Source organism: Curtobacterium sp. 18060, from assembly GCF_902706105.1.
In the GTDB taxonomy this organism is placed as follows: domain Bacteria; phylum Actinomycetota; class Actinomycetes; order Actinomycetales; family Microbacteriaceae; genus Curtobacterium.
Genome location: NZ_CACSJV010000017.1, coordinates 30,849 through 57,838 on the forward strand (window position 1 = coordinate 30,849; position 26,990 = coordinate 57,838).

The 26,990-nt window shown below is 70.1% G+C and carries 25 protein-coding genes; 16 read left to right on the plus strand and 9 right to left on the minus strand.

From position 1 onward, the window contains the following. Nucleotide 1 precedes the first annotated feature (1 nt). The 7 genes from GVL05_RS10160 to GVL05_RS10190 all read left to right on the plus strand — a co-directional run bounded on the left by GVL05_RS10160 (nt 2) and on the right by GVL05_RS10190 (nt 3,737). Complete coding sequence (locus tag GVL05_RS10160) at nt 2-349, plus strand: hypothetical protein (RefSeq protein ID WP_159573076.1); 348 nt, start codon at nt 2-4, stop codon at nt 347-349. Between the two features lie 48 nt (nt 350-397). Further along, a complete protein-coding gene (locus GVL05_RS10165; RefSeq protein ID WP_131846886.1) occupies nt 398-862 on the plus strand; it encodes a hypothetical protein in 465 nt (154 codons plus the stop codon). Nucleotides 863-1,072: 210 nt separating this feature from the next. After that, nucleotides 1,073-1,672: an Imm26 family immunity protein gene (locus GVL05_RS10170; protein WP_159573077.1), complete on the plus strand. Its 600-nt coding sequence runs from the start codon at nt 1,073-1,075 to the stop codon at nt 1,670-1,672. Beyond that, nucleotides 1,662-2,072 (plus strand): DUF6188 family protein, encoded by a 411-nt coding sequence (locus GVL05_RS10175; RefSeq protein ID WP_159573078.1) that lies wholly within the window; start codon nt 1,662-1,664, stop codon nt 2,070-2,072. The genes GVL05_RS10170 and GVL05_RS10175 overlap by 11 nt, the downstream gene beginning before the upstream one ends. Then, nucleotides 2,069-2,485 (plus strand): DUF6188 family protein, encoded by a 417-nt coding sequence (locus GVL05_RS10180; RefSeq protein ID WP_134193716.1) that lies wholly within the window; start codon nt 2,069-2,071, stop codon nt 2,483-2,485. The genes GVL05_RS10175 and GVL05_RS10180 overlap by 4 nt, the downstream gene beginning before the upstream one ends. Beyond that, nucleotides 2,482-3,207: a hypothetical protein gene (locus tag GVL05_RS10185; RefSeq protein ID WP_159573079.1), complete on the plus strand. Its 726-nt coding sequence runs from the start codon at nt 2,482-2,484 to the stop codon at nt 3,205-3,207. Before GVL05_RS10180 ends, GVL05_RS10185 begins: the two co-directional genes overlap by 4 nt. Next, nucleotides 3,204-3,737 (plus strand): hypothetical protein, encoded by a 534-nt coding sequence (locus GVL05_RS10190; protein ID WP_134193712.1) that lies wholly within the window; start codon nt 3,204-3,206, stop codon nt 3,735-3,737. The genes GVL05_RS10185 and GVL05_RS10190 overlap by 4 nt, the downstream gene beginning before the upstream one ends. A 129-nt stretch (nt 3,738-3,866) precedes the next feature. On the opposite strand, the gene GVL05_RS10195 is transcribed toward GVL05_RS10190, so the two are convergent. Further along, nucleotides 3,867-5,090, minus strand: coding sequence for an alpha/beta fold hydrolase (locus GVL05_RS10195; RefSeq protein WP_159573080.1), 1,224 nt, complete (start codon nt 5,088-5,090; stop codon nt 3,867-3,869). 23 nt (nt 5,091-5,113) lie between these two features. Between GVL05_RS10195 and GVL05_RS10200 the strand changes: the two genes are divergently transcribed. The 5 genes from GVL05_RS10200 to GVL05_RS10220 all read left to right on the plus strand — a co-directional run bounded on the left by GVL05_RS10200 (nt 5,114) and on the right by GVL05_RS10220 (nt 10,931). Beyond that, entirely contained in the window at nt 5,114-5,695 is a 582-nt protein-coding gene (locus GVL05_RS10200) for a DUF3000 domain-containing protein (RefSeq protein WP_123938166.1), read from the plus strand. Nucleotides 5,696-5,766: 71 nt separating this feature from the next. Next, nucleotides 5,767-6,948, plus strand: coding sequence for an HRDC domain-containing protein (locus GVL05_RS10205; RefSeq protein ID WP_159573099.1), 1,182 nt, complete (start codon nt 5,767-5,769; stop codon nt 6,946-6,948). A gap of 127 nt (nt 6,949-7,075) precedes the next feature. After that, on the plus strand, nt 7,076-8,296 hold the full coding sequence (locus tag GVL05_RS10210) for a thiolase family protein (protein WP_159573081.1): 1,221 nt from the start codon (nt 7,076-7,078) through the stop codon (nt 8,294-8,296). Further along, nucleotides 8,293-10,437 (plus strand): 3-hydroxyacyl-CoA dehydrogenase NAD-binding domain-containing protein, encoded by a 2,145-nt coding sequence (locus tag GVL05_RS10215; protein ID WP_159573082.1) that lies wholly within the window; start codon nt 8,293-8,295, stop codon nt 10,435-10,437. Before GVL05_RS10210 ends, GVL05_RS10215 begins: the two co-directional genes overlap by 4 nt. A 131-nt stretch (nt 10,438-10,568) precedes the next feature. Next, on the plus strand, nt 10,569-10,931 hold the full coding sequence (locus GVL05_RS10220; protein ID WP_159573083.1) for a hypothetical protein: 363 nt from the start codon (nt 10,569-10,571) through the stop codon (nt 10,929-10,931). A gap of 7 nt (nt 10,932-10,938) precedes the next feature. Here GVL05_RS10220 and GVL05_RS10225 read toward each other — a convergent pair whose 3' ends face one another. The 6 genes from GVL05_RS10225 to dut form a co-directional block, all read right to left on the minus strand. Continuing rightward, nucleotides 10,939-11,673, minus strand: a complete 735-nt coding sequence (locus tag GVL05_RS10225) for a hypothetical protein (RefSeq protein WP_131846896.1) — start codon at nt 11,671-11,673, stop codon at nt 10,939-10,941. A gap of 68 nt (nt 11,674-11,741) precedes the next feature. Then, nucleotides 11,742-13,673, minus strand: a complete 1,932-nt coding sequence (dxs, locus tag GVL05_RS10230) for a 1-deoxy-D-xylulose-5-phosphate synthase (protein ID WP_159573084.1) — start codon at nt 13,671-13,673, stop codon at nt 11,742-11,744. Between the two features lie 199 nt (nt 13,674-13,872). Beyond that, on the minus strand, nt 13,873-16,689 hold the full coding sequence (gene acnA, locus GVL05_RS10235) for an aconitate hydratase AcnA (RefSeq protein ID WP_159573085.1): 2,817 nt from the start codon (nt 16,687-16,689) through the stop codon (nt 13,873-13,875). A 129-nt stretch (nt 16,690-16,818) separates the two neighbouring features. Further along, nucleotides 16,819-17,610: a DUF3159 domain-containing protein gene (locus GVL05_RS10240; protein WP_159573086.1), complete on the minus strand. Its 792-nt coding sequence runs from the start codon at nt 17,608-17,610 to the stop codon at nt 16,819-16,821. A gap of 46 nt (nt 17,611-17,656) precedes the next feature. After that, nucleotides 17,657-18,394 carry a DUF3710 domain-containing protein gene (locus GVL05_RS10245; RefSeq protein WP_228505736.1) on the minus strand — a complete coding sequence of 246 codons (738 nt, stop codon included), beginning with the start codon at nt 18,392-18,394 and terminating at the stop codon, nt 17,657-17,659. Next, the gene (dut, locus tag GVL05_RS10250; RefSeq protein ID WP_111086382.1) at nt 18,391-18,882 is read right to left on the minus strand and encodes a dUTP diphosphatase; all 492 of its coding nucleotides are present in this window, start codon (nt 18,880-18,882) and stop codon (nt 18,391-18,393) included. The genes GVL05_RS10245 and dut overlap by 4 nt, the downstream gene beginning before the upstream one ends. A gap of 66 nt (nt 18,883-18,948) precedes the next feature. Between dut and GVL05_RS10255 the strand changes: the two genes are divergently transcribed. Further along, a complete protein-coding gene (locus GVL05_RS10255; RefSeq protein WP_123938171.1) occupies nt 18,949-19,386 on the plus strand; it encodes a DUF3093 domain-containing protein in 438 nt (145 codons plus the stop codon). Nucleotides 19,387-19,415: 29 nt separating this feature from the next. Further along, a complete protein-coding gene (locus GVL05_RS10260; RefSeq protein WP_268839437.1) occupies nt 19,416-21,518 on the plus strand; it encodes an acyltransferase family protein in 2,103 nt (700 codons plus the stop codon). Nucleotides 21,519-21,617: 99 nt separating this feature from the next. Here the strand turns inward: GVL05_RS10260 and GVL05_RS10265 are convergent, their stop codons facing one another. After that, nucleotides 21,618-21,917 (minus strand): DUF4193 domain-containing protein, encoded by a 300-nt coding sequence (locus GVL05_RS10265; RefSeq protein WP_031263038.1) that lies wholly within the window; start codon nt 21,915-21,917, stop codon nt 21,618-21,620. A 276-nt stretch (nt 21,918-22,193) separates the two neighbouring features. On the opposite strand from GVL05_RS10265, the gene sepH reads away from it, so the two are divergent. After that, nucleotides 22,194-23,219: a septation protein SepH gene (gene sepH / locus GVL05_RS10270; RefSeq protein WP_159573088.1), complete on the plus strand. Its 1,026-nt coding sequence runs from the start codon at nt 22,194-22,196 to the stop codon at nt 23,217-23,219. 48 nt (nt 23,220-23,267) lie between these two features. Here sepH and GVL05_RS10275 read toward each other — a convergent pair whose 3' ends face one another. Beyond that, entirely contained in the window at nt 23,268-24,434 is a 1,167-nt protein-coding gene (locus tag GVL05_RS10275; protein WP_159573089.1) for an alkaline phosphatase family protein, read from the minus strand. Nucleotides 24,435-24,495: 61 nt separating this feature from the next. Between GVL05_RS10275 and GVL05_RS10280 the strand changes: the two genes are divergently transcribed. After that, nucleotides 24,496-26,982, plus strand: coding sequence for a DNA topoisomerase (ATP-hydrolyzing) subunit A (locus tag GVL05_RS10280; protein WP_159573090.1), 2,487 nt, complete (start codon nt 24,496-24,498; stop codon nt 26,980-26,982). Nucleotides 26,983-26,990 lie beyond the last annotated feature (8 nt).

The following is a 26,990-nucleotide window of genomic DNA, read 5'->3' on the forward strand; positions in this document are numbered from 1 at the left end:
CATGAAGACAGAAGACGAATCACGTCTGCACGATCTCGTCCGCACTTGCTTGGATCACCTACTCCTACCTGAATCAGGACCATTGCAGGACCAAGCGCAAGCAATTCGAGGATTCCGAGCGACTGGTCCACGGATCTGGCAGATAGACCTTGACGACTCACCCGCCGTCAGCTTGCCGGACCAGCCCCTTCCGATCGAAGCCTCTTATGCAGATGAATCTTCTGAAGTTGCAGGCGAAGTTCTTATCTGGACGAAGAACGGGAGGATTGACAGTCTAGAGCTTCCGTGGTTCACGGATTTGATGCCAAGAAACATTCCCAGCGCTCAACAACTGCTATTTGACGAATGATTTCCAGCGTCTTCAAGCGGAGGACAAGGCGAGGTTGAATCGGATCCGATGCTGCGACTTTTTACCCGTGAATCTGAACAGGGCGATAGCGGGTGGTTCGACCTCGCCGACGTCGTGTCCTCCCTTCATCTGCCGCAGCTTTCATGGACGGCCGAGGACATATTCGTGAACGTGTCGAGAGATCCCGGACTGGACGTTGCCGAACTGGAGCAGCTCTCGAGCGCGCCCCACTTGCCCAATCCGGTGCTCGACAATGCCTCGTTCATGCGACTCACCGAAACCACGCAGCAGTTCATCGATGGCGAGTTCGTCGGATTCAACCCATCCGAAGTCGGTGATATCGACAGAGCAGTCATCCGCCTCGACATGAGTGACGGCTCGTTGTGGACGATCATCATCGACACAGATCGGGTCGAGATTCGGGACGGATTTGCCCGGGCATTCGGGCCGGGAACGCGAGTGCCGGCGATGACCACCCGCACCACCGGGCCTTCGACCGAAATGCCACCGTGAACACCGCACGGTCGCGAGCCTTGAGCAGAAACAGAGCAACCGGCCCACGAGAACGAAACGTGCTCTCTTGAGTCCACCGGTCCACGCGGGGATGGCTCCCCATCCGTGAACAGCATCACCCGTCAGGGTCGAGTTGCCCATCGGAGTTGGGGCGAAGCTCCCCCGCGATCGCACTTGTGACGTGTGCAACCAAAGCCTGAAAGGACCACGTTGAGTTCACAGCAACAGATCTACCCAGTTGCGGTCGGTGACGTCTTCACCGTGCCGCTCGATGACAGCAAGGTGGTGCTCGGACAGGTGATCGGCAAGTACACGAAGGCGCTCTACGTCATCATCTTCGACCTCGTCGCGCCCGTCAGGTCAGTGCAGACCCTCCACTTCAGCGACGTGACGGCAGCGACTCCCCTTCTCGCGCGGATGACGTTGGATGCGCGATTCCGACCGGGCATGTGGCAGATCGTGGGCAACAGCATTCCCGATCATCGCCGGTTCCTGCCCGCGTTCAGCCACGGATCGGAGGACTACGACGGTGTGCACGTCACGAACTTCGACGGGTCGAGGATGCGGAGGGCGACGGCTGACGATGCCCGCCGTGTTCCGCATCTGACCGTCGACTCCCCGATGGACGTGGGGAAAGCGGTTCGTGCCCACCACGGCTTGGAACCGCGGCGGCCGGTGTACGACGACCTCCGGTACCGCCCCACTCCGACGTCATGGGAACTCTTCGGAGAATCTCGATCTGCTCGAGCAGACTCAGCGAGGGCAGCTCCTGAACAGCAATCCGTACAAGGGAACGATCATGGTCGCTGACACCGCTGACCCCACCGGGGGCGCGATGACCGTCGAGCGCGCGGGCACGCTCGACCTCATAGGCGTCGACTTCCGGCTTGAGCTGGGGTTCGGCAACGGCTACCGCGTCCAGCTCGAATCCGAGTGCACCGTCACCGACCGGTCCGGAAGCACCGCGGTCGTCGATCCCGAAAGCAAGGACGCACTGGCCCCGATCCTGCGGCTGTTCGGTGTCGAGCTCGTTCGGAGTTCGACCGAGAACGGCGTACTGACGCTGATCTTCGACGGCGGGGACACCCTCGTCGCCGGTCCCGATACCGAGTTCGAGTCCTGGCAGGTCTCCGGGCCGAAGGGTCGCCCGGCCCGCACCGAGCCGCCGACCGGAAGCACGAGCACGGGCACGGAAGGAGATCGAGGATGAGCGGCGTTCCGCGCCAGCCCTTCGCGCTGGACATCGCCGGCGACACCGTCGACCTCATCAGCATCGGACCAGACGTGACGATCCGCTTCTCGAGCGGTGCTTCGCTCCGGTTCGAGACCGACTTCGCGCTGACAGGCTCTGACGGGGAGCACGCGTTCCTCGATCCCGGCGACAAACCGTCCCTGCTCGACCTCCTTGCCCTGCACAACAAGGTCGTCTCGGACGGTGCAGTCACGGGCGCGCGGATCGCCATCCGGTTCGCCTCGGGTGAGTTGCTCGAGGGCTGGTCGAACCGCCGAGGTCCGTCCTGGCACTACAGCGAACCGGGGCGCGCACGGGTCGACATCGACGTCCTGCCCGACGGCGAGGTCCGGTACCGACAGGGCCCGTCGTCCGCGGAGATCCGACGGTGACGGACGCGCCCCCGGCCATCTCGATCCACCATCTCCGAGCGGTCACCGATGAATCGACCGTGGAGCTCCCGGACCGTGTCGTCGAGGTCCTCGCCACTGTCGGGCCGGACACGGATGTGCTCGTCTCCGACGTGTCCGCACGCTCGTTCGCAGCGGTCATCCGGCGGACCTACTCGAAGCAGGAGCCGAACCTCGCGCCGTTCATCGACCCACTCGAAGCCCTCGGCGACGAGCTCGTCCTGACCTGTCAGGTAGAGCACGCCGACGAACTCGTGACGGTCGTGTTGCGCGCGACGGACCGAACGCTCGTGGCGGCCACGGCGATCGACCGATCCATCGGACTCGTCCACATCACCGTCCAGGAGCTGTGCTCGCGCCTGCGCACATCAGACGCCCCGGGGGCCGAACTGGCGCTCGAGGTGGCATCGCAGTGCGCGGCCGAGGAACGGCTCCGTGTCTTCGATCAGGGCGCGCTGGCGACGGCACGGACCTTCCTGACGAAGTACACGATGGCCGCCGAGAAGGGCTTCGACGTCCGCGGACTCGACGAGTTCGCCCGTGCGCTCGTGCCGCTCGGCGACGAACAGCCTCGGTTCTGCATCGTGCAGGCTGACACATGGGTCGGATTCACGGCGTTCACGCCCGGCAGGACCGACGTCCTCGCTGCCATGAGCGTGGGCGGCCTCTCGCCCCAGACCGAGACGACCGAGGAGAACGGATGACCACGACAGTGCCGGGCGACCTGGGGATGGTCACCTACCGGATCGCCGCTGCTCGCATCGTGCTGCCCGACCTGGTGCAGTTCTTCTCAGAGCTCGAAACATCAGAGCTCGATTCACCAGAGCTCGTCTGGGTCCTCACGACCCTGTACGCCGTCACGTCCCCTGACAAGCCGGTCCAAGCGCTCCCACTCGAACGCCGCGTCGACGCGGCGGCGGAACCCGGGCTCATCCTGAGCCATGCCGAGGCGATGGAGATCGCTGACAGCATGCGGCAGCTCATCGACGGCGAGTTCCTCGGCTACCTCCCCGGCTCGGACCTGACCGACGAGTCGAACCTGGTCGTCCGGATCGACGCGTTCGACAGTGGCGAATGGACCGTGACGGTCCGACCGCCGCTCACGACGATGAGCGATGCCTTCGACCGGACGCACGGCCCAGCGCAGCTCGGCCGACCGGCGACTCGTCTCGAGGAGTTCGGGCCGCGACAGCAGACGACGAACGGAACGAATGCCGGACCACCCGCTTCGTGAGCAGGAATGGTCGGGTGTCGGACGGTGACCCGACCATTTCTGCTCACGATGCGACCGAACGGACGCAAGGACGGACGGGAGGCGCGGTGCCAGCTGGAACCGCGCCTCCCGTCCGCCCTTCGGTCCCGTCTACCGCGCGCTGGCCGCCCCGCGCCGCTGGACGACCTCGGTGAGCCACGCGAGGATCCGGGCGTCGAACCAGTCGGCGTCGTGGTTCCAGAGCTTGGTGTGCCGGGCCGTGGTCTGCACCTCGAGCCGCACCAGGTCGGGCCGTGCGCGTGCCAGGTCGTGCGAGGCCGAGGACGGGACGAACCCGTCGTCGTCGCTGTGCAGCAGGAGGATCGGCACCGTCAGCTCGGCGGACCGGGTGACCATGTCGAGCTCGCGCAGGTCCACCGGCTGCTGCAGGCCAGCGAGCCGGTGCAGCACCGGGGTACGGAGCAGGCGCTGGGCGACCTTGCGGACCGGCCGCGGCAACCCCATGAGCTGGCTCTGCGACTTGAGCACCGCGTGCCAGTCGACCACGGGTGACTCGAGCACCACACCGTCGACGAGGCCGGCGAAGCGTGAGCGCAACAGGGTCTGGAGCACGACGGCACCGCCCATCGACCAGCCCATGAGCACGACGCTCTGCGCGTTCTGGGCACTGAGCCAACGGAGGACGGAGTCGATGTCCTCCCACTCGGTGCTGCCGAGGCCGTAGCGGCCGTCGACGCTCGGTGGTGCGACGCCGTCGTTCCGCCACGACGCGAGCACGACCGAGTAGCCGGCGGCGCGGAAGACGGGGACGGCGCGGATGGTCTCGGCGCGGGTGACCCCGCGGCCGTGCACCAGGACGGCCCACGGGGCGTCCGGGTCGTCGGCACGGACGACCCAGGCGGGTGCGGGCCCGTTCGGGGTGGGGATGTCGATGTCCTCGACGGGCACGTCGAGCTCGCCGGGGGTCAGGTAGAACCAACCGCCCCAGCGCCCGCGGCGTGCAGCGGTCGGGTCGCCGGCGTCGATCGCGATGATGCGGCGCGTCACCGTGGTGTCGGTGGTGCCGAGGACCTCTCCGACGCGCATGTGCCCGGTGCCGGCGCCGAACCAGAGCGAGTAGCGACCCTGCAGCTCGGTGTCGGCGGTCCGCTCGATGGTCACCGTCATCCGGACCGGATCGACGGCGTGGATCGGGACGCGTTCGGTGCGCTTGCGGTCCGGGGTGACGACGGCGCGGGCGACGGCGGCGACGAAGCCACCGATGACGGCCGTCCCCACCGCGGCGGCGGCCAGACCGGCACCGAGGGCGATGAAGCCGGCCGATCGTGCGGTCTCCTGGACGGCGTCCTCGGCGGGTCGCGCGGATCGGGACATGGCCCGGAGCCTAGTCTGCATGTGTGTCCGAAACCCGAGAGCCCGACGCCTTCGCGCGGCTCCGCGCGTTCGTGTCCTCCGGCAGCAGCCGCTCCGAGACCACCGTCACCGAGATCCCCTCGCCCACGCGGATCGCACCGTTCTCGATCGCCCTGGCGGCGGACGTGTCCGGCACCGCGCACGGCGTCGAGTCGGACCTCGGCACCGGACGGTTCATCGCCCTGTACGACCCCGAAGAACCCGAGGGCTGGGGCGGCGCGTTCCGGGTGGTCTCGTTCGCGCAAGCACCACTCGAACCCGAGATCGGTGTCGACGAGTTCGTCGCCGACGTCACGTGGAGCTGGCTCGTCGACGCGCTCGAGACGCACGGTGCCGAGTACGACCACGCTTCGGGCACGGCCACCAAGATCATCTCGCGCGGGTACGGCGACCTCGCCGCACAGGGCGACGGCGCGCAGCTGGAACTGCGCGCGTCGTGGACGCCCCGCGGCGACGACCTCACCGCACACGTCCAGGCATGGCAGGACATCGTCGCCATGCTCGCCGGTCTGCCTCCTGCCTCGGACGGCGTGACCCTGCTGGCCCCGAGGAGGCTCGCCAAGTGACCGACCCCGCCAGTTCGACCCCCGGTGCACCGGACCCCGCGTTCGAGGACTCGCACGAGGCCGTCAAGGTCATCGACTCGCGCGACGACTACCTCGACGCCGTCGCGGCGATCGCCGCCGGTCACGGGCCCGTCGCCGTCGACGCCGAGCGCGCCAGCGGCTACCGCTACTCGCAGCGCGCCTACCTGATCCAGGTGTTCCGTCGCGGTGCCGGCGCGTTCCTGTTCGACCCGATCCCGATCGGCGACTTCTCCGAACTGCAGGCGGCCATCGTCGACGAGGAGTGGCTGTTCCACGCCGCCTCGCAGGACCTGCCCTGCCTGCAGGAGGTGGGTCTCGTCCCGACCCGCATCTTCGACACCGAACTCGGAGCCCGCATCGCCGGGTTCCCCCGCGTCGGTCTCGGCGCCGTCGTCGAGCAGCTGCTCGGGATCACGCTCGCCAAGGCGCACTCGGCAGCGGACTGGTCGACCCGGCCGTTGCCGCAGTCGTGGCTCGTGTACGCGTCGCTCGACGTCGAGCTCCTGCCGGATCTGCGCGACGCCCTCGCCGCGACGCTCGACGAGGCCGGCAAGTCCCGGATCGCGGAAGAGGAGTTCGACGCGGTGCTGCACCGCGCCCCGAAGCCCGTCCGTGCCGAGCCGTGGCGCCGGCTGTCCGGCATGCACGCCCTCCGCGGTGCCCGCGCACTGGCGATCGCCCGGTCGCTCTGGGTCGCCCGTGACGAGTACGCCCGCGCGGCCGACATCGCTCCGGGGCGCACGATCCCCGACGCCGCGATCGTCGCAGCGGCAGCCGCCGCACCGTCGTCGCGCGCCGAACTCGGCGGCCTGAAGGCGTTCATGGGTCGCGCCAGCCGTTCCGAGCTCGACCGCTGGTGGGCCGCGGTCGACGAGGGCCTGACGACCGAGGACCTGCCGAAGCTCCGCGGCTCCGGTGAAGCGACGCTCCCGCCGCCCCGCGCCTGGGCCGACCGCAACCCCGCGGCCGACCGCCGGTACAAGGCCGCACGGGCCGCGGTGACGAAGCGGTCCGAGGAGCTCGACATCCCGCTCGAGAACCTGCTCACGCCGGAGACCCTGCGTGTGGTCTCGTGGGCACCGCCGTCGCCGTCGTCGACCGAGCTGGTCGGGGCCGCCCTCGCCGCACACGAGGCCCGCCCCTGGCAGGTGGAGGAACTCTCCTCGATCATCGCGTCGGCCTTTGTCGCTGCTGCACAGCAGCCCGCGCCGACGGATGACGTCGAGTCGTAGGAACCGCCCAACCGGCATGCGGCCGCCCAGCCTGGGGGCATAGCGTCGGGAGCGTCGCCGGGCGAGGCCCGGCCGGCCGGAGCGACCAGCGTTCCGGCCCGATCGATGAGGATCTGGGAGGCCCGGATTGCCAAAGGCATCAGACGTCGTGTTCGTGGACGGAGTACGGACACCGTTCGGACGAGCCGGCGAGAAGGGGGTGTTCTGGAAGACCCGGTCCGACGACCTCGCGGTGCACGCGATGCGCGGACTGCTCGACCGGAACGCCTCGCTCGACACCGCAGCGGTGGACGACGTCGCCGTCGCGGCGACCACGCAGCAGGGTGACCAGGGGCTGACCCTCGGCCGCACCGTCGGCATGTTGGCCGGCCTGCCGAAGTCGGTCCCCGGGTACGCGATCGACCGCATGTGCGCCGGGGCCATGACGAGCGTCACGACGCTCGCGGGTGCCATCGCCTTCGGTGCCGCGGACATCGCGATCGCCGGTGGCGTCGAGCACATGGGACGCCACCCGATGGGCTTCAACTCGGACCCGAACCCGCGGTTCATCGCGGAACGCATGGTGTCGAGCGACGCGCTGGTGATGGGGTCCACCGCCGAGCGCCTGCACGACCGCTTCCCGGCGATCACGAAGGACCGCACGGACGCCTACGCCGTCCAGTCCCAGCAGCGCTACGCCGCGGCGTGGGCCGCCGGCAAGCTGCAGCCCGACGTCATCCCGGTCGAGGTGAACAAGGGCGACGGGTGGGACGTCATCAGCACCGACGAGCCGCCGCGTCCGGGCACGACGCTCGAGGCGCTGGCCGCGCTGAAGACGCCGTTCCGCCCGCACGGACGGGTCACCGCCGGCAACGCCGCCGGCCTCAACGACGGCGCGACGATGAGCCTGCTCGCCTCGGCCGAAGGCGCCAAGGAGCACGGCCTGCCCACGAAGATGCGGATGGTCTCGTTCGCCTTCGCCGGCGTCGAGCCCGAGGTCATGGGCGTCGGACCGGTCCCCGCCACCGACAAGGCGCTGTCGAAGGCCGGCCTGTCCATCGACGACATCGGCCTGTTCGAGATCAACGAGGCGTTCGCCGTGCAGGTGCTCGCGTTCCTCGACAACTACGGCATCGCCCAGGACTCCGCGAACGTCAACGCGTGGGGCGGCGCGATCGCCGTCGGCCACCCGCTGGCATCGAGCGGTGTCCGCCTGATGACGCAGCTCGCGGCGCAGTTCGCCGAGCGTCCGGACGTCCAGTACGGCATCACCACGATGTGCATCGGGCTCGGGCAGGGCGGCACCGTCATCTGGGAGAACCCCGGTTTCAGCAAGTCCGCAGCACGTTCGGCTCGGAAGGGGGCATGAGCATGACCACCGTCGACACGGACCGTCTGTCCGAACTCAGCGAGGACGAGGTCGTCACGCACTCGTTTGTCAAGCACGTCACGATGGCCTCCGGCGGCACACTGGCACTCATCACGCTCGACAACGGCAAGGACTACAAGCGCCCGAACACCCTCGGGCCGCGCACGCTGCAGGAACTCTCCGGGGTGCTCGACACCCTGAAGACCGAGGCGGCGGCCGGGACGATCCAGGGCGTCGCGATCACCGGCAAGGAGTACTGCTTCGCCGCCGGGGCCGACCTGTCCCAGGCCGCCGCGGTGCCCTCACGCGAGGCCGCCCATGACCTGGCCGCTCTCGGGCACGCCACCCTCCGCAAGTTCTCCGACCTCGGGGTGCCGTCGTTCGCCTTCGTGAACACCCTGGCCCTCGGCGGTGGGCTCGAGATCGCCCTGCACTGCACCTACCGGGCGTTCTCGTCCGCCGCGCAGGGCATCGGCCTGCCCGAGGTCTTCCTCGGCATCATCCCCGGCTGGGGTGGCGCGACGCTCCTCCCCCGCCTGATCGGCCCCGAACGAGCGCTCCGCGTCATCGTCGAGAACCCGCTCAAGAACAACCGCCTGATGGACGGCCCGGCCGCTGTCGAGATCGGCATCGGCGACGTGCTCATCCCGTCGGTGACGTTCCTTCCCGCAGCGGTGGCCTGGGCCGACGGCGTCATCACCGGCGCGACCAAGGTGGTGCGCAAGAACGAGCCGGGCATGCTCGAGAAGGCTGCCTGGGGCACCGTCGTCAAGGTCGCGAGGGGGCAGGTGGCGTCGAAGATCGGCACCGTGCCGAAGTCGCCGTTCCGAGCGCTCGACCTCGTCGCCGCGGCTCGCGGCGGCTCGTTGGACGAACGGTTCGCCGACGAGGACGACGCCCTCGCCGACCTGCTCTCCGGTGACCAGTTCGCCGCGTCGATGTACGCGTTCGACCTGGTGCAGAAGCGTGCGAAGAAGCCCGTCGGTGCTCCGGAGGGCGTCGAGCCGAAGAAGATCACGAAGGTCGGTGTCCTCGGCGCCGGGCTGATGGCGTCGCAGTTCGCGCTGCTCTTCGCCCGACGCCTCGGCGTCCCCGTGGTGATCACCGACGTCGACCAGTCCCGCGTCGACGCCGGCGTGGAGCGCATCCGTGGCGAGGTCGCGAAGCTGCTCGACAAGGGCCGGATCTCCCCCGACGACGCCAACCGCATCACGGCCCTCGTCAGCGGCTCGGTGTCCTACGGCGCCTTCGCCGACGCCGACTGGGTGATCGAGGCCGTCTTCGAGGAGATGACCGTCAAGCAGGAGGTCTTCCGGAAGATCGAGCAGGTCATCGCCCCGGATGCCATCCTCGCGACGAACACCTCGTCGTTGTCGGTCTCCGAGATGGGTTCGGTGCTGTCCGACCCGTCGCGCTTGGTCGGGTTCCACTTCTTCAACCCCGTCGCCGTCATGCCGTTGCTCGAGGTCGTCCGCACCGCCGAGACCTCCGACGAGACGCTCGTCACGGCACTCGCCGTCGCGAAGACGCTCAAGAAGACGGCGATCATCACGGCCGACCAGCCGGGCTTCGTCGTGAACCGCGTGCTCGCACGGGTGCTCGGTGAGGCGATGCGTGGCGTCGAGCAGGGCACCTCGTTCGACGTCGTGGCGGCCGGTGCCGCGCCGCTGGGACTGCCGATGTCGCCGTTCGAGCTGCTCGAGCTCGTCGGTCTGCCGGTCGGGGCGCACGTGCTCGACTCGCACCACGCCGCGTGGCCGGAGCGCTTCTACCCCGGTGACGGGCTGAAGAAGATCGCCGAGCACGGGAAGATCCTCACCCGCGACAAGAAGGGCAACGCGACCGGGTACGACCCCGCCGCCGTCAAGCTCGTCGCGCCGTCCAAGAAGGACGCGGAGCCCGTTGACGCCGCAGCGATGCAGCAGCGCTTCGAGGACGCCCTGGCCGACGAGCTGCACCGCATGCTCGAAGACGAGGTCGTCCAGCACGTCGAGGAGATCGACCTCGGCCTGATCCTCGGTGCGGGCTACCCGTTCCAGGCCGGTGGGATCAGCCCGTACCTCGACCGCAGCGGTGCGTCCGAGCGCGTCTTCGGTGGGAGCTTCCACGACCCGCTGATCGTCGGCCCGGCTTCGCGCTAGCCGGCGCGAGTCCGTCTCGCACAACCGAAGTCACCCCGAACCGCAGATCGCCGTGGTTCGGGGTGACTTCGGTTGTGTGCCGGGATGGAGCGCCGGCCTCAGGAACGCCCGCCCTGGCGTACGGTGCAGGAGTGACGCAGGAGTGGTGGGCACCGAAGACCGCCGCAGGGCCGTCCGTGGTCCTGCCGGTCCCGCTCGACGCTGTACCGGCCCTGCTCCGGCGAGCAGTCGACGCCGTTCCGGGTGCCGCGGCCATGGAGATCCGCGACGACGGCGCCGTCATCGCCCGCCGGACCTCGTTCGCGCTGCGGGCCGAGAACATCGTCCTGACCTTCCTGCGCGAGTCGCCGTCCTCGTCCCGCGTCCGGATCCTCCGCGAGGGCCGCGACGGCCTCGACTCCGGCCAGGTCCTCTGGGTGACGCCGATGGCGCGCGCGATCCTCGCTGCACTGCGGTCGGCAGCTGCACAGGACACGGCAGCGCCCCCATCGTGAGCCGCCATCAGCCGCCCACGCAGTCGTTGCTGCCGCTGAAGCACGGCGGGACCGACGGCCGTGGTGCCGGCGGCTCGGGCGGCTCGTTGTCGTACGACGTGAAGTACGCGGCGCTGTGCGTCACGACGAGCACGTAGTCCGCCCCGCTCGCCCGGACAGCGCCGTCGCGTCGGTCGACGCCGAGACCCGGTGCGGACTGCACGACGGACGATCCCTCCGACTGCCACAATCCGAGTGACCCGTCCCAACCGCGGACCCGCACGACCGCGAACCGGTCCTGCCCGAGGTCGTTGCCGAGTGCGATCGACTGCCGCCCACCGATGTCGACCAAGTACGGTGTCGATCCGTCCGGCTGGATTGCCTGTGCCACGAGGTCCTCGTCGGTCAGGCCGCCCGTGCGCAGCGCCGGTCCGGCGATGCGCACCGCGTCGACCGGTGTGGTTGCACCGTCGATCGTGTACACCGCTCCGGCGTCGATCCGACACGTCGTGCCCGAAGCGGGCTGGAAGAACCCGGAGTTGCTCGCGTGGCCGCACGAGTCGGTCCAGGTGGCATCAACCCGGTGGACTGCGGCGGTGCCCTCCCAGTCGACCACACGGTGCATCGTCTGTCTGGCGCCGACCCGGGCATCTGCACCGAGCTCCGGCGTGACCGTGCCGTCGTTCATCGCTGCGCACCCTGAGGACAGCGCCACCACCGCGAGACCGATCGCCACCGCCGTCGTCCTGAACCCCCGTCGCATGCGGCGATCCTGCCAGACGTCCCCGAAGGACATGCCCCTGTCGGCATGCGTGACCCTCCGCGACCCGCCTAGCGGTCGGCGGACTCCCGCGACCGCGCGGGCTTCGCCTGCGGCAACTTCGTCCCGACGACCTGGTCGATCACGTCGCGGGCGATCGCCTGCGCCGTCAGCCCGACGTCGGCGAGGATCTGCGACCGGGTCGCGTGGTCGATGAACTCGTCCGGCAGCCCCAGCTCGTTCACACCCGTGTCGACCCCGGCGGCCCGCAGGTCCTGCCGGAGCCGGGTCCCGACGCCACCGACGCGCACGCCGTCCTCGATCGTGATGACGAGCCGGTGCCTCCGCGACAGCTCGATGAGCGAGCCCGGGATCGGGACCACCCAGCGTGGATCGACGACGGTGACGCCGATGCCCTGCGCCTCGAGCAGCGCCGCGGCCTCGAGCGCCGTCGGCACCATGGAGCCGACGGCCACGAAGAGCACGTCCTCGACGCCGTCCGCAGCGGCGTGCAGCACGTCCACACCGTCGGGGAGACGACGGACGGCGGGGATGTCCGGCCCGACCTGGCCCTTCGACCACCGGAGCACGGTGGGGGCGTCGTCGACGGCGATCGCCTCGCGGAACTCCTCGCGCAGGGTCGCTGCGTCACGGGGTGCGGCGATCCGGATGCCGGGCACGACCTGGAGCAAAGCAAGGTCCCACATGCCGTGGTGCGACGGCCCGTCCGGTCCGGTGATGCCGGCGCGGTCGAGCACGAACGTCACGCCGGCCTTGTGCAGCGCGACGTCCATCAGCACCTGGTCGAAGGCGCGGTTGAGGAAGGTCGCGTAGAGCGCCACCACGGGGTGCAGGCCGCCGTAGGCGAGACCGGCGGCGGTCGTCACGGCGTGCTGCTCGGCGATGCCGACGTCGTACACGCGGTCGGGGTGCTGCTCCTGGAACAGGTGCAGTCCGGTCGGTCGGAGCATCGCTGCCGTGATCGCGACGACACGGGGGTCCGAATCGCCCACAGAAGCCAGGGTCGACGCGAACACCGAGGTCCACGACGGACCCGACGCGGCGTCGAGCGACTCCCCCGTCTCCGGGTCGATGTGCCCGACGGCGTGGAACTGGTCGGCCTGGTCGCGCAGGGCCGGCTCGAACCCGTGGCCCTTCTCGGTGATCGCGTGCACGATCGTCGGGGCGCCGTAGGCCTTCGCCTGCCGGAGCGCTGCCTCCATCGCACGCTGGTCGTGTCCGTTGACCGGCCCGATGTACTTGATGTCGAGGTTCGAGTACAGCGCTTCGTTGTTCGTGAAGCGCGACAGGAACCCGTGCAGACCCCCGCGCATCCCGCGGTACACGGCCCGGCCGGGAGCGCCGAAGCGGTCGGCCACGGCCCGGGAGGTCTCGTAGAGCGCCCGGTACTCACGCCGCGTGCGCATGGAGCTGAGGAACCGCGCCATGCCGCCGATCGTCGGAGCGTACGAGCGGCCGTTGTCGTTGACGACGATGACCAGGCGGCGGTCGTTGTCGTCCGAGATGTTGTTGAGCGCCTCCCACGTCATCCCACCGGTGAGGGCGCCGTCACCGACCACCGCGACGACGGTGCGGTCGGTCTGTCCGGTCTGCCCGAACGCGCGGGAGATCCCGTCAGCCCAGGACAGCGACGACGACGCGTGCGAGGACTCCACGATGTCGTGCTCGGACTCGCTCCGCTGCGGGTAGCCGGCGATGCCGCCCCGCTCGCGGAGCTTCGAGAAGTCCTGCCGCCCGGTGACGAGCTTGTGCACGTACGACTGGTGCCCGGTGTCGAACACGAAGGGGTCGTTCGGCGAGTCGAACACCCGGTGCATCGCGAGCGTCAACTCGACCACACCGAGGTTGGGCCCGAGGTGTCCACCGGTCTTCGCGACCTCGGCCACCAGGAACCGGCGGATCTCGGCGGCGAGTTCGGTCATCTGCACGTCGGAGAGACGCTTCAGGTCGCGCGGCGACGTGATGCTGCTGAGCAGGCTCACGGGCGCTCCTTTCGTGGGGCTGTCGGCCCACTCTATTCTCGTGGACTCCCATTCAACCGACCTCGCAGGCTCGGTCGGCGCTGGCGCCGCGCGCCGCTGGCGCGTCGCATCATGCGGAGCGCGCGGGAGGCCCGTGGCGGTGTCGCCACGGGCCTCCAGTCCGTCATGTGGTCGCGTCAGCGACCCGTGCGCGGCTCGCTCAGACGAGCGACCGGAGCACGTACTGCAGGATGCCGCCGTTGCGGTAGTAGTCGGCCTCACCCGGGGTGTCGATGCGGACGACCGCGTCGAACTCGACCGGCTGCTTGCCGGCGGGCGAGTGCTCGCTCGGCGTCGCGGTGACGTGCACGGTCTTCGGGGTCCGGCCTTCGTTGAGCTCGGTCAGGCCCGAGATCGAGACAACCTCGGTGCCGTCGAGCCCGAGGGACTCGACCGTCTCGCCCGCCGGGAACTGCAGCGGGACGACGCCCATGCCGATGAGGTTCGAGCGGTGGATCCGCTCGAAGCTCTCGGTGATGACGGCGCGGACGCCGAGCAGGTTCGTGCCCTTGGCCGCCCAGTCGCGCGACGAACCCGAGCCGTACTCCTTGCCACCGAAGATGACGAGCGGGATGCCCTGCTCCTGGTAGTGCTGCGAGGCGTCGTAGATGAACGACTGCTCGCCGTCGGCGGTCGTGAAGTCACGGGTGTAACCGCCCTCCACGCCGTCGAGCAGCTGGTTGCGCAGGCGGATGTTCGCGAACGTGCCGCGGATCATCACCTCGTGGTTGCCACGACGCGAGCCGTAGGAGTTGAAGTCCTTGCGGTCCACGTCGTGCTCGGCCAGGTACTTGCCGGCCGGGCTGTCCGCCTTGATCGAGCCGGCGGGCGAGATGTGGTCGGTCGTGACCGAGTCACCGAGCTTCGCCAGCACGCGGGCGCCGGAGATGTCGGACACCGCGTCGGGCTGCATGGTCATGCCCTCGAAGTACGGGGGCTTCCGCACGTAGGTCGACTCCTGGTCCCACTCGAAGGTGTCGCCCGTGGGGGTCGGCAGGTTCTTCCAGCGGTCGTCGCCCTCGAACACGGAGCCGTACTCGTGGGTGAACATCTCGGTGTCGATCGACTCGTCGATGACCTGCTGGACCTCGGCCGCGTCGGGCCAGATGTCCTGCAGGTAGACGTCCTTGCCGTCCTGGTCCTTTCCGAGGGCGTCCTTGTCGAAGTCGAAGTGCATCGACCCGGCGAGGGCGTACGCGATGACCAGGGGCGGAGACGCCAGGTAGTTCATCTTGACGTCGGGGTTGATGCGCCCCTCGAAGTTGCGGTTGCCCGACAGGACGGCGGTGACGGCCAGGTCGTTGTCCTGCACGGCCTGCGAGATCTCCTCGGGCAGCGGGCCCGAGTTGCCGATGCAGGTGGTGCAGCCGTAGCCGACCGTGTAGAAGCCGAGCTGCTCGAGGTAGGTCGTGAGACCGGCCTTCTCGTAGTAGTCGGTGACGACCTTGGACCCGGGCGCGAGCGTCGTCTTGACCCACGGCTTCGAGGTGAGGCCCTTGGCGGCGGCGTTCCGCGCGAGGATGCCGGCCGCCATCATGACGGACGGGTTCGACGTGTTCGTGCACGAGGTGATCGCGGCGATCGCGACGGCACCGTGGTCGATCGTGAACGGGTCGGCCCCGTCCATCGCGACCTTCGTCGGGGCCGAGGCCGTCGACGGGGCGCTCGACACGTAGACGTGCTCGTGCAGGTTGGTGTCCTCGTTGGTCGAGCCCGCGGCGATCGGGTCGGAGGCCGGGAAGGTCTCCTCCACCGCGTCGTCGAGGTCGGTCTGCTCGCTCGGGGTCGTGTAGTTGTTCAGGTCGACCTCGAACTGGTCCTTCGCCTTGGACAGTTCGATGCGGTCCTGCGGACGCTTCGGCCCCGAGATCGACGGCACGACCGTGGAGAGGTCGAGTTCCATGTACTCGGAGTACGCCGGCTCAACCGAGGCGTCGTGCCACAGGCCCTGGGCCTTGGAGTACGCCTCGACCAGGGCGATCTGCGCCTCGTCACGACCGGTCAGGCGCAGGTAGTCGAGCGTGACGTCGTCGACCGGGAAGATCGCAGCGGTCGAGCCGAACTCGGGCGACATGTTGCCGATGGTGGCGCGGTTCGCGAGCGGGACGGCGCTGACACCCTCGCCGTAGAACTCGACGAACTTGCCGACGACACCGTGCTTGCGGAGTTCCTGCGTGATGGTGAGCACCACGTCGGTCGCGGTCACGCCGGCCGGGATCTCACCGGAGAGCTTGAAGCCGACGACCTTGGGGATGAGCATCGACACCGGCTGGCCGAGCATCGCTGCCTCGGCCTCGATGCCGCCGACGCCCCAGCCGAGCACGCCGAGCCCGTTCACCATCGTGGTGTGCGAGTCGGTGCCGACGAGGGTGTCCGGGTAGGCGTAGGTCTCGCCGTCGAAGTCACGCGTGTAGGTGACCTTCGCCAGGTACTCGATGTTGACCTGGTGCACGATGCCGGTGCCCGGCGGGACGACCTTGAAGTCCTCGAACGCGGTCTGGCCCCAGCGGAGGAACTGGTAGCGCTCCCCGTTCCGCTCGTACTCGAGGTCGGTGTTGCGCTGGAGTGCGTCCGTGCTGCCGAACAGGTCGGCGATGACCGAGTGGTCGATGACCATCTCGGCCGGGGACAGCGGGTTGATCTTGTTCGGGTCGCCGCCGATGTCCGCCATCGCCTCGCGCATGGTGGCGAGGTCGACGATGCACGGCACGCCCGTGAAGTCCTGCATGACGACGCGCGCCGGCGAGAACTGGATCTCGGTGTCCGGGTCGGCGTCGGGGCGCCAGGAGCCGAGCGCGCGGATCTGCGCCTCGGTGACGTTCTTGCCGTCCTCGGTGCGGAGGAGGTTCTCGAGCAGCACCTTCAGGCTGTACGGGAGCTTCTCGTGCCCGGGCACCGTGTCGATCCGGTGGATCGCGTAGTCGACACCCCCAACCGACAGTGTGTCCTTCGAGCCGAAGCTATTGACTGCAGCCACCGTGCCGCCTCCCTACTGATCGGTTTGCCCTCATCATCGCGGGCCGTGGTCCGTCCCACCAGCAAGGCAAACCTAATCCCGCTGACGCCGGAGCGCCGGACGGGAAAGTCTCTTGATGTCGAGACAACTCTACACCGTGGCGGCGTCGTCCCTCCGCACGAACACGGTGCGGACCAGCAGCCAGGTGACCCAGAGCACGGCGGCGTAGAGCGGGACGCCGAGGATGAGCTTGAGGCCGGCGAGCAGCTCGACCTGGGCGGTGAGGTAGAGCGGCACCTCGACGGCCAGGCGGAGGGCGAAGAGCCCGACCCAGATCCAGGTGGCGACCGTCAGCACGCGGCGCTTGACCGGGTCGGCGCGCCAGTCGACGTGCGAGCCGTCCTCGTTCGCCGGCAGCAGGAACCCGACGACCAGACCGATGAGCGGCCAGCGGACGGCCAGCGACACGAGGAGCCCGACCAACCACACCGAGTTGATGATGATCCCCGGGATGAAGTTGCTCTCGGCGCGTCCGGTGATGAGGGCGAGGCCGGCCGACACCGCGACGCCGAGGATCCCGGCGAAGGACATCGTCAGCGACTGTCGCTGCACCAGGCGGAGCACGACGAACACCAGGCCGACGACCACCGGGATCACGACGCTCGGCACGAGCTCCTTCGTGATCGCGTAGACGACGAGGAACGCGAACCCGGGCAGCACCGACTCGGCGAGCCCACGGATCCCGCCGACCGCTCCGAGCAGCGCGCGCCCGGAGGGCGCCTCGCCAGGGGCGACGCGGGCGATGCCCGCGTTCTGCACCGCGTCGCGGAACTGCGCCGAGAACGACGGCGCAGCCGACGCATTGTCAGGGATCCCAGCGGACGCGGGCACGGCTTCGGACCCGGCCGCTTCGGGTCGGTGGGTGTCGTCGTGTTCCGGCACCGTGCCTCCAGGCAGGTCGGTCGTCAGGTCGTCAGGCGGCCGCTGGTCAGATCGCGGTCTGCGTCGACTTCGGCATGTGCAGCGGGATGAGGTCGCGCGGCGGCATCGGCGTCGTGCCGCGCACGACGACGACGCTGCGGAACAGCTCCTCGATCTCGCTCGCGTCGTCGGGCTGCTCGGCGGCCTTGCCGGCGATCACGCCGCGCAGGAACCAGCGCGGGCCGTCGACGCCGACGAAGCGGGCCGGCCGGACGCCGGCGGTGCCGCCGTCGCCGTCGACCGCGACCGGCACGGACGCGCGGAGCTCGGGGCCGAACGGGCCGTCGACCTCGGTCACGACACCGCCCTGGCGCTCGATCTGCTCGGCGATCTGTGCGCGGATCTCGTGCCACAGCCCCGTCGAGCGGGGTGCGGCGAACGGCTGGACCTGCAGCGTCGAATCGTCGTAGTCGAGCCCGACCGCGACGACGCGCTGCGAGCCCTCCTCGACCTCGAGGCGCAGGTGCAGGCCTTCGCGCGGCAGGACCTTCACGCCGCCCAGGTCGACGTACGGACGGACCAGGTTCGCCTCGGTCTCGTCGTGCGGGCCGTTCTCGGCACGGTCCTCGGGTGCGGACTTGTCCGTCGGGGCGACCCCGTCGACCTCGTCGAGGTCCGCGTCGGCGTCCGTCGCGATGTCGACCTCGGGGGTCGTGTCCGCGATCTCGACCTCGTCGGCGACGGCCTCGGCCACCTCGACCTCGGCCACCTCGCCCTCGTCACGCTTGCGTCGACCGAACTTCATGCGCGCGTTCCTTCCTGAACATCATCGGCGGCGCCGGTCACGGCACCGCTCCGGTCACCGTAGCCGGACGAGCCGAAGCCACCCTGGCCCCGGACGCTGTCGGGGAGTTCCTCGACGTGCGTGTACGTCACCCGCGGCACGGGCATGACGATCAGCTGTGCGATCCGGTCACCCACGTGCACCTCGTACGGCTCGGACCGGTCGGTGTTGAGCAGCGAGACCTTGATCTCACCGCGGTACCCGGAGTCGACCGTGCCCGGGCTGTTGACGATGGTGATGCCGTGCTTGGCGGCGAGCCCGCTGCGCGGGACCACGAACGCGGCGTACCCCTCGGGGAGCGCGATCCGCAGCCCGGTCGCGGCCAGGTGGCGCTCGCCCGGCTGCAGCACGAAGGCCTCGGTCGAGACGAGGTCGGCACCGGCGTCGCCGGGGTGGGCGTGTCCGGGGCGGTTCTCCCCGGTCCAGAGGACGTCGACTGGTTCGGTCACGTGTCGAGGGTAGTGCAGAGACGTGACCCGACCGTGACCTGCTCCGAGTCGTGGTCGAATGGACCCGTGACCCTGTACCGCGAACGACTCTGGGCCCCGCCCGCCCTGTACCTGGCGACGGCGCTCGTCATCCCCGCCACCCTGCTCGTGTTCCTGCCCATCAGCGTGCTCGCCGGTGTGCTCGTGGCGATCGGCATGGAGCTCGGCGTCCTCGTGCTCCTGTGGGCACTCGCACCCACCATCGAGGTCACGGACAGCGAGTTCCGCGCCGGCAAGGCGCACCTCCCCCGCGCACTCGTCGGCAGCGTTGAGGCGTTCGAAGGCGCCGAGGCGACCACGCAGCGCGGCCCGAAGCTCGACGCACGAGCGTGGACGCTCTTCCGCGGCTACGTGCGCGGGGTCGTCAAGGTCGAGGTCCGCGACGACGCCGACCCGACGCCCTACTGGCTGGTCAGCGTCCGGCAGCCCACGAAGGTGGTCGAGGCCATGCAACATACGCGCTGACCTGGTATCTCACATGCCAGTCTGGGGTGATGGATCGTTCTCCACCACCCCGTACGAAACCACCCCGTACGAAACCACCCAGTACGAAGCGGATCGATGTCGAGGCCCTGCGCGGCGTCGCGGTCGCCCTGGTGATCGCCGAACACGCGCTCGGCATGCCTGCCGGCGGGTGGCTCGGAGTCGACGTGTTCTTCGTCCTCTCCGGGTTCGTGATCACGCGGAGCCTGCTCGCTGAGCACGTCCGCACCGGCCGCATCGACCTCGTCGGGTTCGCGGTGCGTCGGATCCGGCGTCTCCTCCCCGCCGCGCTCGTGGTCGTCGTCGTCACCATGTCGGTCTCGGCGGCGCTCTGGTTCCGGCCCAGGTTCGTGTCCGTGCTCGGCGACGCCCTCGCGGCGCTCGTCGGCACGATGAACTGGCATCTCGTCCGCCAGGATGCCGACTACTTCGCCGAGACCGCGGCCTCGCCGCTCCGGCACTTCTGGTCGCTGGCCGTCGAGGAGCAGTTCTACGCCGTGTGGCCGGTGCTCCTGCTCGCCGTCCTGGCGGTCTGCGGACGTCGGCGCGCTCGTTTGGTCCCTGTTGTGGTCGCCGCACTCACGGCCGTCGGGACCGTCGTCGCCGTCGGTGCCGGTCCCGTCACGGACTCTGCCTACTTCCAGACCTGGGCCCGGGCATGGGAGCTCCTCCTCGGAGCGACCGTGGCGACGCTGCCGACCGTGGCGACGCGGTCGACCGTGACCGCGCACCCGACGCCGCGGGCACTGCCGACAGCCGTCACCGTCGGGCTCGGATCGGTCGGCGCGGGTGGCGTCATCATCGGGGTGCTCCTCGCCCCCGTGTCGCCGTTCCCGACGGTCCCGGTCGTCGTCGGGACCGCATTGGTGCTCGTGGCCGGCGACCTGCAGCTCCGGCTCCCCGCGGTGCGGTGGGTGGTCCGGCCCGTGGTCGCGCTCGGTCGGGTCTCCTACTCGGCGTACCTCTGGCACTGGCCGCTCTTGGTGTTCGCCGCCGTCGTCGCCCCCGGGGCGATGGGCACGGCGGCTGCGGTGACGGTCACACTCGTGCTCGCCACCCTCTCGACGCGGTACGTCGAGGAGCCGCTCCGGACCCGACGTCCCGTCGGGCACCGGCCACGACACCGACAGCGCCTCCGACGGCTCCGACGGCTCCCACTGGTGGTCCCGGCGATCGTGGTCACACTGTCGGTCGCCACGATGACCGTCGGGGATCCGGCCTCCGCGGCGCGGCTGCTCGAGCGACCACCCACGAACGCCCCCGAGCGACTCCCGTTCGCGGACGCTCGCGCACTCCGCACCGCCGTGGCCGTCGACGGGCACCCGGACGCCACAGCACTCGCCGCCGGTGCCACCCGCGCCTCCCTGCCGCCCGCCATGCGGGACCGCGGCTGCCTCGTCGGCGTCGGCGAGCCCCTCCGGACGTGCGGCACGACGACCGGGGCCGATGTGCTCGTGGTCGGCGACTCCACCACCGTCGCGTGGTCGCCGACCGTCGTCGGAGCGCTACCGACGGGTACCGCCATCGGCGTGACAGGCGTGGCGAGCTGCAGCGCCGTCATCCCGACACGCGCGGTGCGGCACCGGTGGTCCGATGCCTGTCTGACGGCCAAACGGGCCCTCCACCGGGCGGTCACAGCGGCTGACCCCCGACTCGTGGTCATCAGCGCCGTCACGGGCGAGTACCGGGAGCACCTCGGCGACCTCCCAGCGGGCCGTGCAGCCGCGCTCTGGGAACGGTCGATGGCCGAGACGATCCGCGCGTTCCGCCGCGACCACCGCCGCGTGCTCGTGCTCAGCGCACCCCAGTACGGTCCGGACACATCCACGTGCCCCGACCGGATCCACGGGTTCGGACCGTGCGCCGCTTCGGTCACCCCGGACGCCCGAGCGAAACGCACCGCGGAGGCCGCCGCGGTCCGCTCGAGCGGGCCGGGCGCGGCGTACGTCGACATGGCCGCGTGGTCGTGCAGCAGCGACGGCTCGTCGTGCCCCGCGGTGATCGACGACACGCTCGTCCGGGTCGACCAGGTGCACACCACGAGAGCGTTCGCGGACCGCCTGGTCCCGGTGCTGCGTCGCGCAGTCGACTGGGACGCGTTGCTGCGACGCTGACACGCACAGCTGACGGGAGGCCCGGCGCGCGTCCGCACCGCACCGTACGACGAAGGCCCCGCATCCTGGAGGATGCGGGGCCTTCGGTCATCAGTGCGTCTAGAGCGCTGCACATTCCGCGCAGACCGGCCCGAGCTTCGACTCGTGGTCGAGCTGGGAGCGGTGCTTCACGAGGAAGCACTCGACGCAGGTGAACTCATCGACCTGCGGGGGCAGCACCACGACGTCGAGGTCGACGTCACTCAGGTCCTGCCCGGCGAGTTCGAAGCTGCCGGGGTTGTCCGAATCATCGTCGACGACCCCCGACATCTTGTCGGGAACGCGCTCCTTGAGGGCCTCGATCGACTCCGAATCGGAGTTGTCATCGGTCTTCCGGGGGGCGTCGTAATCGGTGGCCATGCCCATCCATTTCTCGTATCGAGAGGTCGTCGCCGGGTGATCGGCGGCGACAGTTTGCACTACGTCCCGCCAGAGTGCAAACCGAGATCTGCGGCGGGTCGTCACGGCGCTGCAACCCGTGACCGGATCGGGACATTCCCGACACCCGTCGCCACTGATGCGCAGACTCCGCGGCACGCCCGTGCGCCTCCGTGGAAACCGTCCGCGACCACTGCATACTCACGGGGTACGACGCACGACCGTACGCGACGCTGGGAAGGCTGGACCATGCAAGACGTGAGAGTCATCGGAGTCGAGGCAGGCGCACTCCTCCTGGCGACCGACGGCGGTACTGAGTTCCGGTTGCCCGTCACGTCCTCGCTGCCGGGGCAGGTGCGTCAGGCCAACCCGGACGCCGGTCCGCAGAAGCGGGTCTCCCCCAAGGACGTCCAGGCCCGCATCCGTGGTGGTGCCGACGCCGCCGACGTCGCGGCCGCGCTCGACGTCGACGTCGAGTACGTCCGACGCTTCGAGGGCCCGGTGCTCGCCGAGCGCGCGTTCGTCCTCGACGCCTCGCACCGCGTCCCGGTGACCCCGGTCGACGACGAGGCCCCCGACACGTTCGGCGCGGCGATCACCGCGAAGCTCGAAGCCGGCGAGGCCACCGCGATCAGCTGGGGCTCGTGGAAGCACCCGGAGAGCGGCTGGCAGGTCCGGGTCCGCTACACCGCGGCCGAGGTCGAGCACGACGCCCAGTGGCGGTTCGACCCGAAGACCTCGACGCTCGTGCCGGACAACGGCGACGCGCACCGGCTCTCGCACACCGACGACGAGGGCATCGCTCCCCGACTGCGTGCCGTGGAGTACGAGCAGCAGCACGACGACGGCACCCGCTTCGACTCCGGCGCCTTCCGCGTCGAGGAAGAGGACGAGGCAGTCACGAACCCCGACGTCCCCGACCGCGCGCCGCTCCGAGCACCGCTGCCCCGGATCGGCCAGGCGGCCGTCGAGGAGCGCGCACCCGGCAACGAGACCGCCGACCTGCTCGAGGCCCTCCGTCGCCGCCGCGGGGAGCGCGAGGCCGCCTCGTTCGGCGAGCAGCGCGACGAGCCGGCCCGCGGCACCTCGATCAGCGTCGTCGACATCCCGCTGCAGGGGTTCGACGACGAGCCCGAGGGCGACACCGTCCCGCCGTCCGCCGACGCCCGTCCGGCATCGGCGCCCGAAGCCGAGGGCCGTGCGGAGCGCAAGAAGCGCAACCGTCGGTCGATGCCGAGCTGGGACGAGATCGTCTTCGGCACCCGCCCGGAGGACCCGGCCTGAGCCGACCGTCCGGCTGGCGCTGACCGCGTGGTCGGTCGCGGCCGGCTGCTACTGCGCGAACGCCCCGGCGAGCCGCAGCGGGACGAACGTCTCCTCGTCGGTCATCGCGCCGTGCTGGCCGATCATGCGCTTCGGCACCTCGCCGTCACGCAGCGCGCGGTCGTCGTTGAACGCCCACGACCCGCGCGCCACGACGATCACGTCGCCGATGCGCGGGACCACCTGCGGCGAGACCGCACCGAACCACCCGGCGGCGATCGCCTCGTCGCGGCTCGCGACGTACGCCTTCTTGCCGTAGCGCGCCCGGAACGCCCCGACCAGCCCGCGCACGTCGGTGCCCGGTGCCACCGTGAGCTGGCGGCACCGCGGATCGCCCGCCACCCCGACGACGTCCGTCAACAGGAGCGGGTCGATGGCGATGTTCGCGTGGTCGGGCACGTCGAGCACACCGTGGTCCGCGGTGACCAGGACACCCACGTCCGACGCACCGCGGGCATCGAGGCGCGCGAGCTCACCGTCGAGCAGCTCGAGCGTGGCCGTCCACCGGTCGGACTGCCACCCGGACTTGTGGCCGATCGAGTCGAGCTCCGGCACGTACAGGTACACGAGTGACCGACCGGTGGCGGTCTCGGCCACGGCGGCGTCGATGCGCTCCGGGATCGTGTCCGCCGACACGTACCGCGCGCCGCCGAGCACGTTCGCGGTCATGCCCGACGCCCGGTACCGGTCGGGGCCGACGACGACGGGGTCGACGCCGAGCTCCGCGGCACGGGTGAAGAGCGTCTCGGTGAGGAACCAGTCCGCAGGGACCTCGGTGTCCCACCCGCCCAGGAGGTTCATCACGGCGCCGGTGTCCGGGTTCCAGCCGCTGTAGCCGACGACGCCGTGCGTGCCGGGCGACCGTCCGGTGGTCAGGGTGCTCAGCGCCGCGGCTGTCGTGGTCGGGAACCCGCTGCGTAGCTTCTTCGCGGTGCCGGACCCCTTGGCGGCCGTGAGCCAGCGGGCGTGTCCGGCGCGAGCCGACAGCGCGACGCTCCCGAGGCCGTCGACCAGGACGACGATCGCGGAACGGGCGGGACGGAGGGCGATCCGGGCCTCCAGGCCGTGGTCACGCGACCACGCGCCGTCCGCAGCCCCGAGCGCCACGAGGCAACTCGGGAAGACGTCGGCGAGGTTCGCGGCGGCGTCGGGGGCCGTCGGTACGCTTGTTCCCATTCCACAGAGTCTCCCAGACGACAGAGTCTCCTAGACGACTCCGGTCTTCCAGAAAGGTGCCATGGCACGCACGGACGCAGTCGGCCTGCCCGACGGTGAGCGCATCGAGGACGTCGACGTCTCCGAGGAGATGCAGGGCTCCTTCCTCGAGTACGCGTACTCCGTCATCTACTCGCGGGCGCTACCCGATGCGCGCGACGGCCTGAAGCCCGTCCAGCGGCGCATCCTGTACCAGATGGCCGAGATGGGCCTGCGGCCCGACCGGGGGCACGTCAAGAGTGCCCGCGTCACCGGCGAGGTGATGGGCAAGCTGCACCCGCACGGCGACGGCGCGATCTACGACGCGCTGGTGCGGATGGCGCAGCCGTTCACGATGCGCGTGCCGCTGGTCGACGGCCACGGCAACTTCGGGTCGCTCGACGACGGTCCCGCTGCCGCCCGGTACACCGAGGCCCGCCTGGCCGAACCGTCGATGGCGATGACCGAGGGCCTCGGCGAGGACGTCGTCGACTTCGTCCCGAACTACGACAACCAGATCATGCAGCCCGGCGTCCTGCCCGCGGCGTTCCCGAACCTGCTCGTCAACGGTGCGTCGGGCATCGCGGTCGGCATGGCCACGAACATGGCGCCGCACAACCTGGGCGAGGTGGTCGAGGCCGCGAAGCACCTGCTGATGAACCCGCAGGCGACCCTCGAAGAGCTGATGGAGTTCGTCCCGGGGCCGGACCTGCCCTCCGGTGGCACCATCGTCGGGCTCTCCGGGGTCCGCGACGCCTACGCCACCGGGCGCGGCACGTTCCGGACCCGCTCGAAGGTGAGCGTCGAGAACCTCACCCCGCGCAAGGTCGGGCTCGTCGTCACCGAACTGCCGTACCTGGTCGGCCCCGAGCGCGTCATCGAGAAGATCAAGGACGGCGTCCAGTCCAAGAAGCTCGTCGGCATCTCGGACGTCAACGACCTGACCGACCGCAACCACGGTCTCCGGCTCGTCATCGGCATCAAGAGCGGCTTCAACCCCACCGCGGTGCTCGAGCAGCTGTACAAGCACACCCCGCTCGAGGACGGATTCGGCATCAACAACGTCGCGCTCGTCGGCGGGTCCCCGCGCACGCTCGGGCTGCGCGAGCTGCTCGACGTCTACGTGCAGCACCGGCTGTCGGTCGTCACCCGGCGGTCGGAGTACCGACTCGCGCGTCGTCGCGAGCGGCTGCACCTGGTCGAGGGACTGCTCATCGCGATCCTCGACATCGACGAGGTCATCCAGGTCATCCGCACCTCGGACGACTCCGAAGCCGCACGGAGCCGGCTCCGTGACGTGTTCGACCTGTCCGAGGTGCAGGCCGAGTACATCCTCGAACTGCGGCTCCGACGCCTGACGAAGTTCTCGCGCATGGAGCTCGAGGCCGAGCGTGACCAGCTGCTCGCCGACATCGCTGCCCTCGAGGAACTCCTGGCGTCCGATGAACGGCTCCGTGCCCAGGTCGCACTCGAGCTCACCGAGGTCTCCGACAAGTTCGCCACCCCGCGCCGCACGCTGCTCACCGAGGCCGACGCCCCCGTCAAGGGCGGGCGCAAGGCCGCGGTCGACCCGGAGTCCCTCCAGGTCGCCGACTCGCCGTGCCGCGTGCTGCTCTCGACGACCGGACGACTCATCCGCGTCGACATCCCGACGTCGGAGCTCAGCATCGTCCGCGTGCCGAAGCGCTCCAAGCACGACGCCGTCCGGTCCGCCGTGGTGAGCACCGTCCGGGGCCAGGTCGGCGCGCTGACCTCGACCGGGCGGGTCCTGCGGCTCTCCCCCGTCGACGTCCCGGCGGTGCCGCCCGCCGCGGTCCGGCTCGACGCCGGCGTACGGGTCACCGACTTCCTGGTGCTCACCAAGGGCGAGACGGTCGTTGCACTCGTCGACCTGTCCGGCGCGTCGTCGGACTCCCTCGCCATCGGTACCGCGCAGGGCGTCGTGAAGCGCGTCGTCCCCGGAGCCTGGCCCGACAAGCCCGAGTTCGTCGCCATCGGCCTGAAGCCCGGCGACGCGGTGATCGGCGCTGCCCAGGCACCCGAGTCCGACGACCTGGTGTTCATCAGCTCGAACGCCCAGCTCCTGCGCTTCCCCGCGTCCGGCGTCCGTGCCCAGGGCTTGCCGGCCGGCGGTGTCGCGGGAATGGCGCTGGCGTCCGGGTCCTCGGTGATCTGGTTCGGGTCCGTCGCCCGGTCCGACGACGCCGTGGTCGCCACCGTGTCCACGACCTCCACGGCACTGCCCGGAACGGACTCCGGTCGCGCCAAGGTCTCCGCCCTGTCCGAGTTCCCCGCCAAGGGCCGGGCGACCCAGGGTGTCCGGGCGCACGCGTTCCTGAAGGGCGAGGACGGGCTCACCGTGGGCTGGGCGGGCATCGCTCCCCCGCACGCGGTCGGTACGGACGGCGCCGCGCGGACCCTGCCCGACTGGCTGTCGAAGCGTGACGGGTCGGGGGCGCCGCTCGAGGCCGTCATCGGCTCGATCGGCGGCAGTGCCGCGGCGCTCGACGGCACCGCTGGCGACGCGTAGCGCGCGGC

Excerpts from the sequence above, each read along its gene's own strand:
- GVL05_RS10275 (WP_159573089.1), bottom strand. The coding sequence starts at position 24,434 with ATGGGAACAAGCGTACCGACGGCCCCCGACGCCGCCGCGAACCTCGCC.
- GVL05_RS10165 (WP_131846886.1), top strand. The coding sequence starts at position 398 with ATGCTGCGACTTTTTACCCGTGAATCTGAACAGGGCGATAGCGGGTGG.
- GVL05_RS10215 (WP_159573082.1), top strand. The coding sequence starts at position 8,293 with ATGAGCATGACCACCGTCGACACGGACCGTCTGTCCGAACTCAGCGAG.
- GVL05_RS10280 (WP_159573090.1), top strand. The coding sequence starts at position 24,496 with ATGGCACGCACGGACGCAGTCGGCCTGCCCGACGGTGAGCGCATCGAG.
- GVL05_RS10175 (WP_159573078.1), top strand. The coding sequence starts at position 1,662 with ATGGTCGCTGACACCGCTGACCCCACCGGGGGCGCGATGACCGTCGAG.
- GVL05_RS10190 (WP_134193712.1), top strand. The coding sequence starts at position 3,204 with ATGACCACGACAGTGCCGGGCGACCTGGGGATGGTCACCTACCGGATC.
- GVL05_RS10225 (WP_131846896.1), bottom strand. The coding sequence starts at position 11,673 with ATGCGACGGGGGTTCAGGACGACGGCGGTGGCGATCGGTCTCGCGGTG.
- GVL05_RS10160 (WP_159573076.1), top strand. The coding sequence starts at position 2 with ATGAAGACAGAAGACGAATCACGTCTGCACGATCTCGTCCGCACTTGC.
- GVL05_RS10195 (WP_159573080.1), bottom strand. The coding sequence starts at position 5,090 with ATGTCCCGATCCGCGCGACCCGCCGAGGACGCCGTCCAGGAGACCGCA.
- GVL05_RS10265 (WP_031263038.1), bottom strand. The coding sequence starts at position 21,917 with ATGGCCACCGATTACGACGCCCCCCGGAAGACCGATGACAACTCCGAT.
- GVL05_RS10180 (WP_134193716.1), top strand. The coding sequence starts at position 2,069 with ATGAGCGGCGTTCCGCGCCAGCCCTTCGCGCTGGACATCGCCGGCGAC.
- GVL05_RS10260 (WP_268839437.1), top strand. The coding sequence starts at position 19,416 with ATGGATCGTTCTCCACCACCCCGTACGAAACCACCCCGTACGAAACCA.
- GVL05_RS10245 (WP_228505736.1), bottom strand. The coding sequence starts at position 18,394 with ATGAAGTTCGGTCGACGCAAGCGTGACGAGGGCGAGGTGGCCGAGGTC.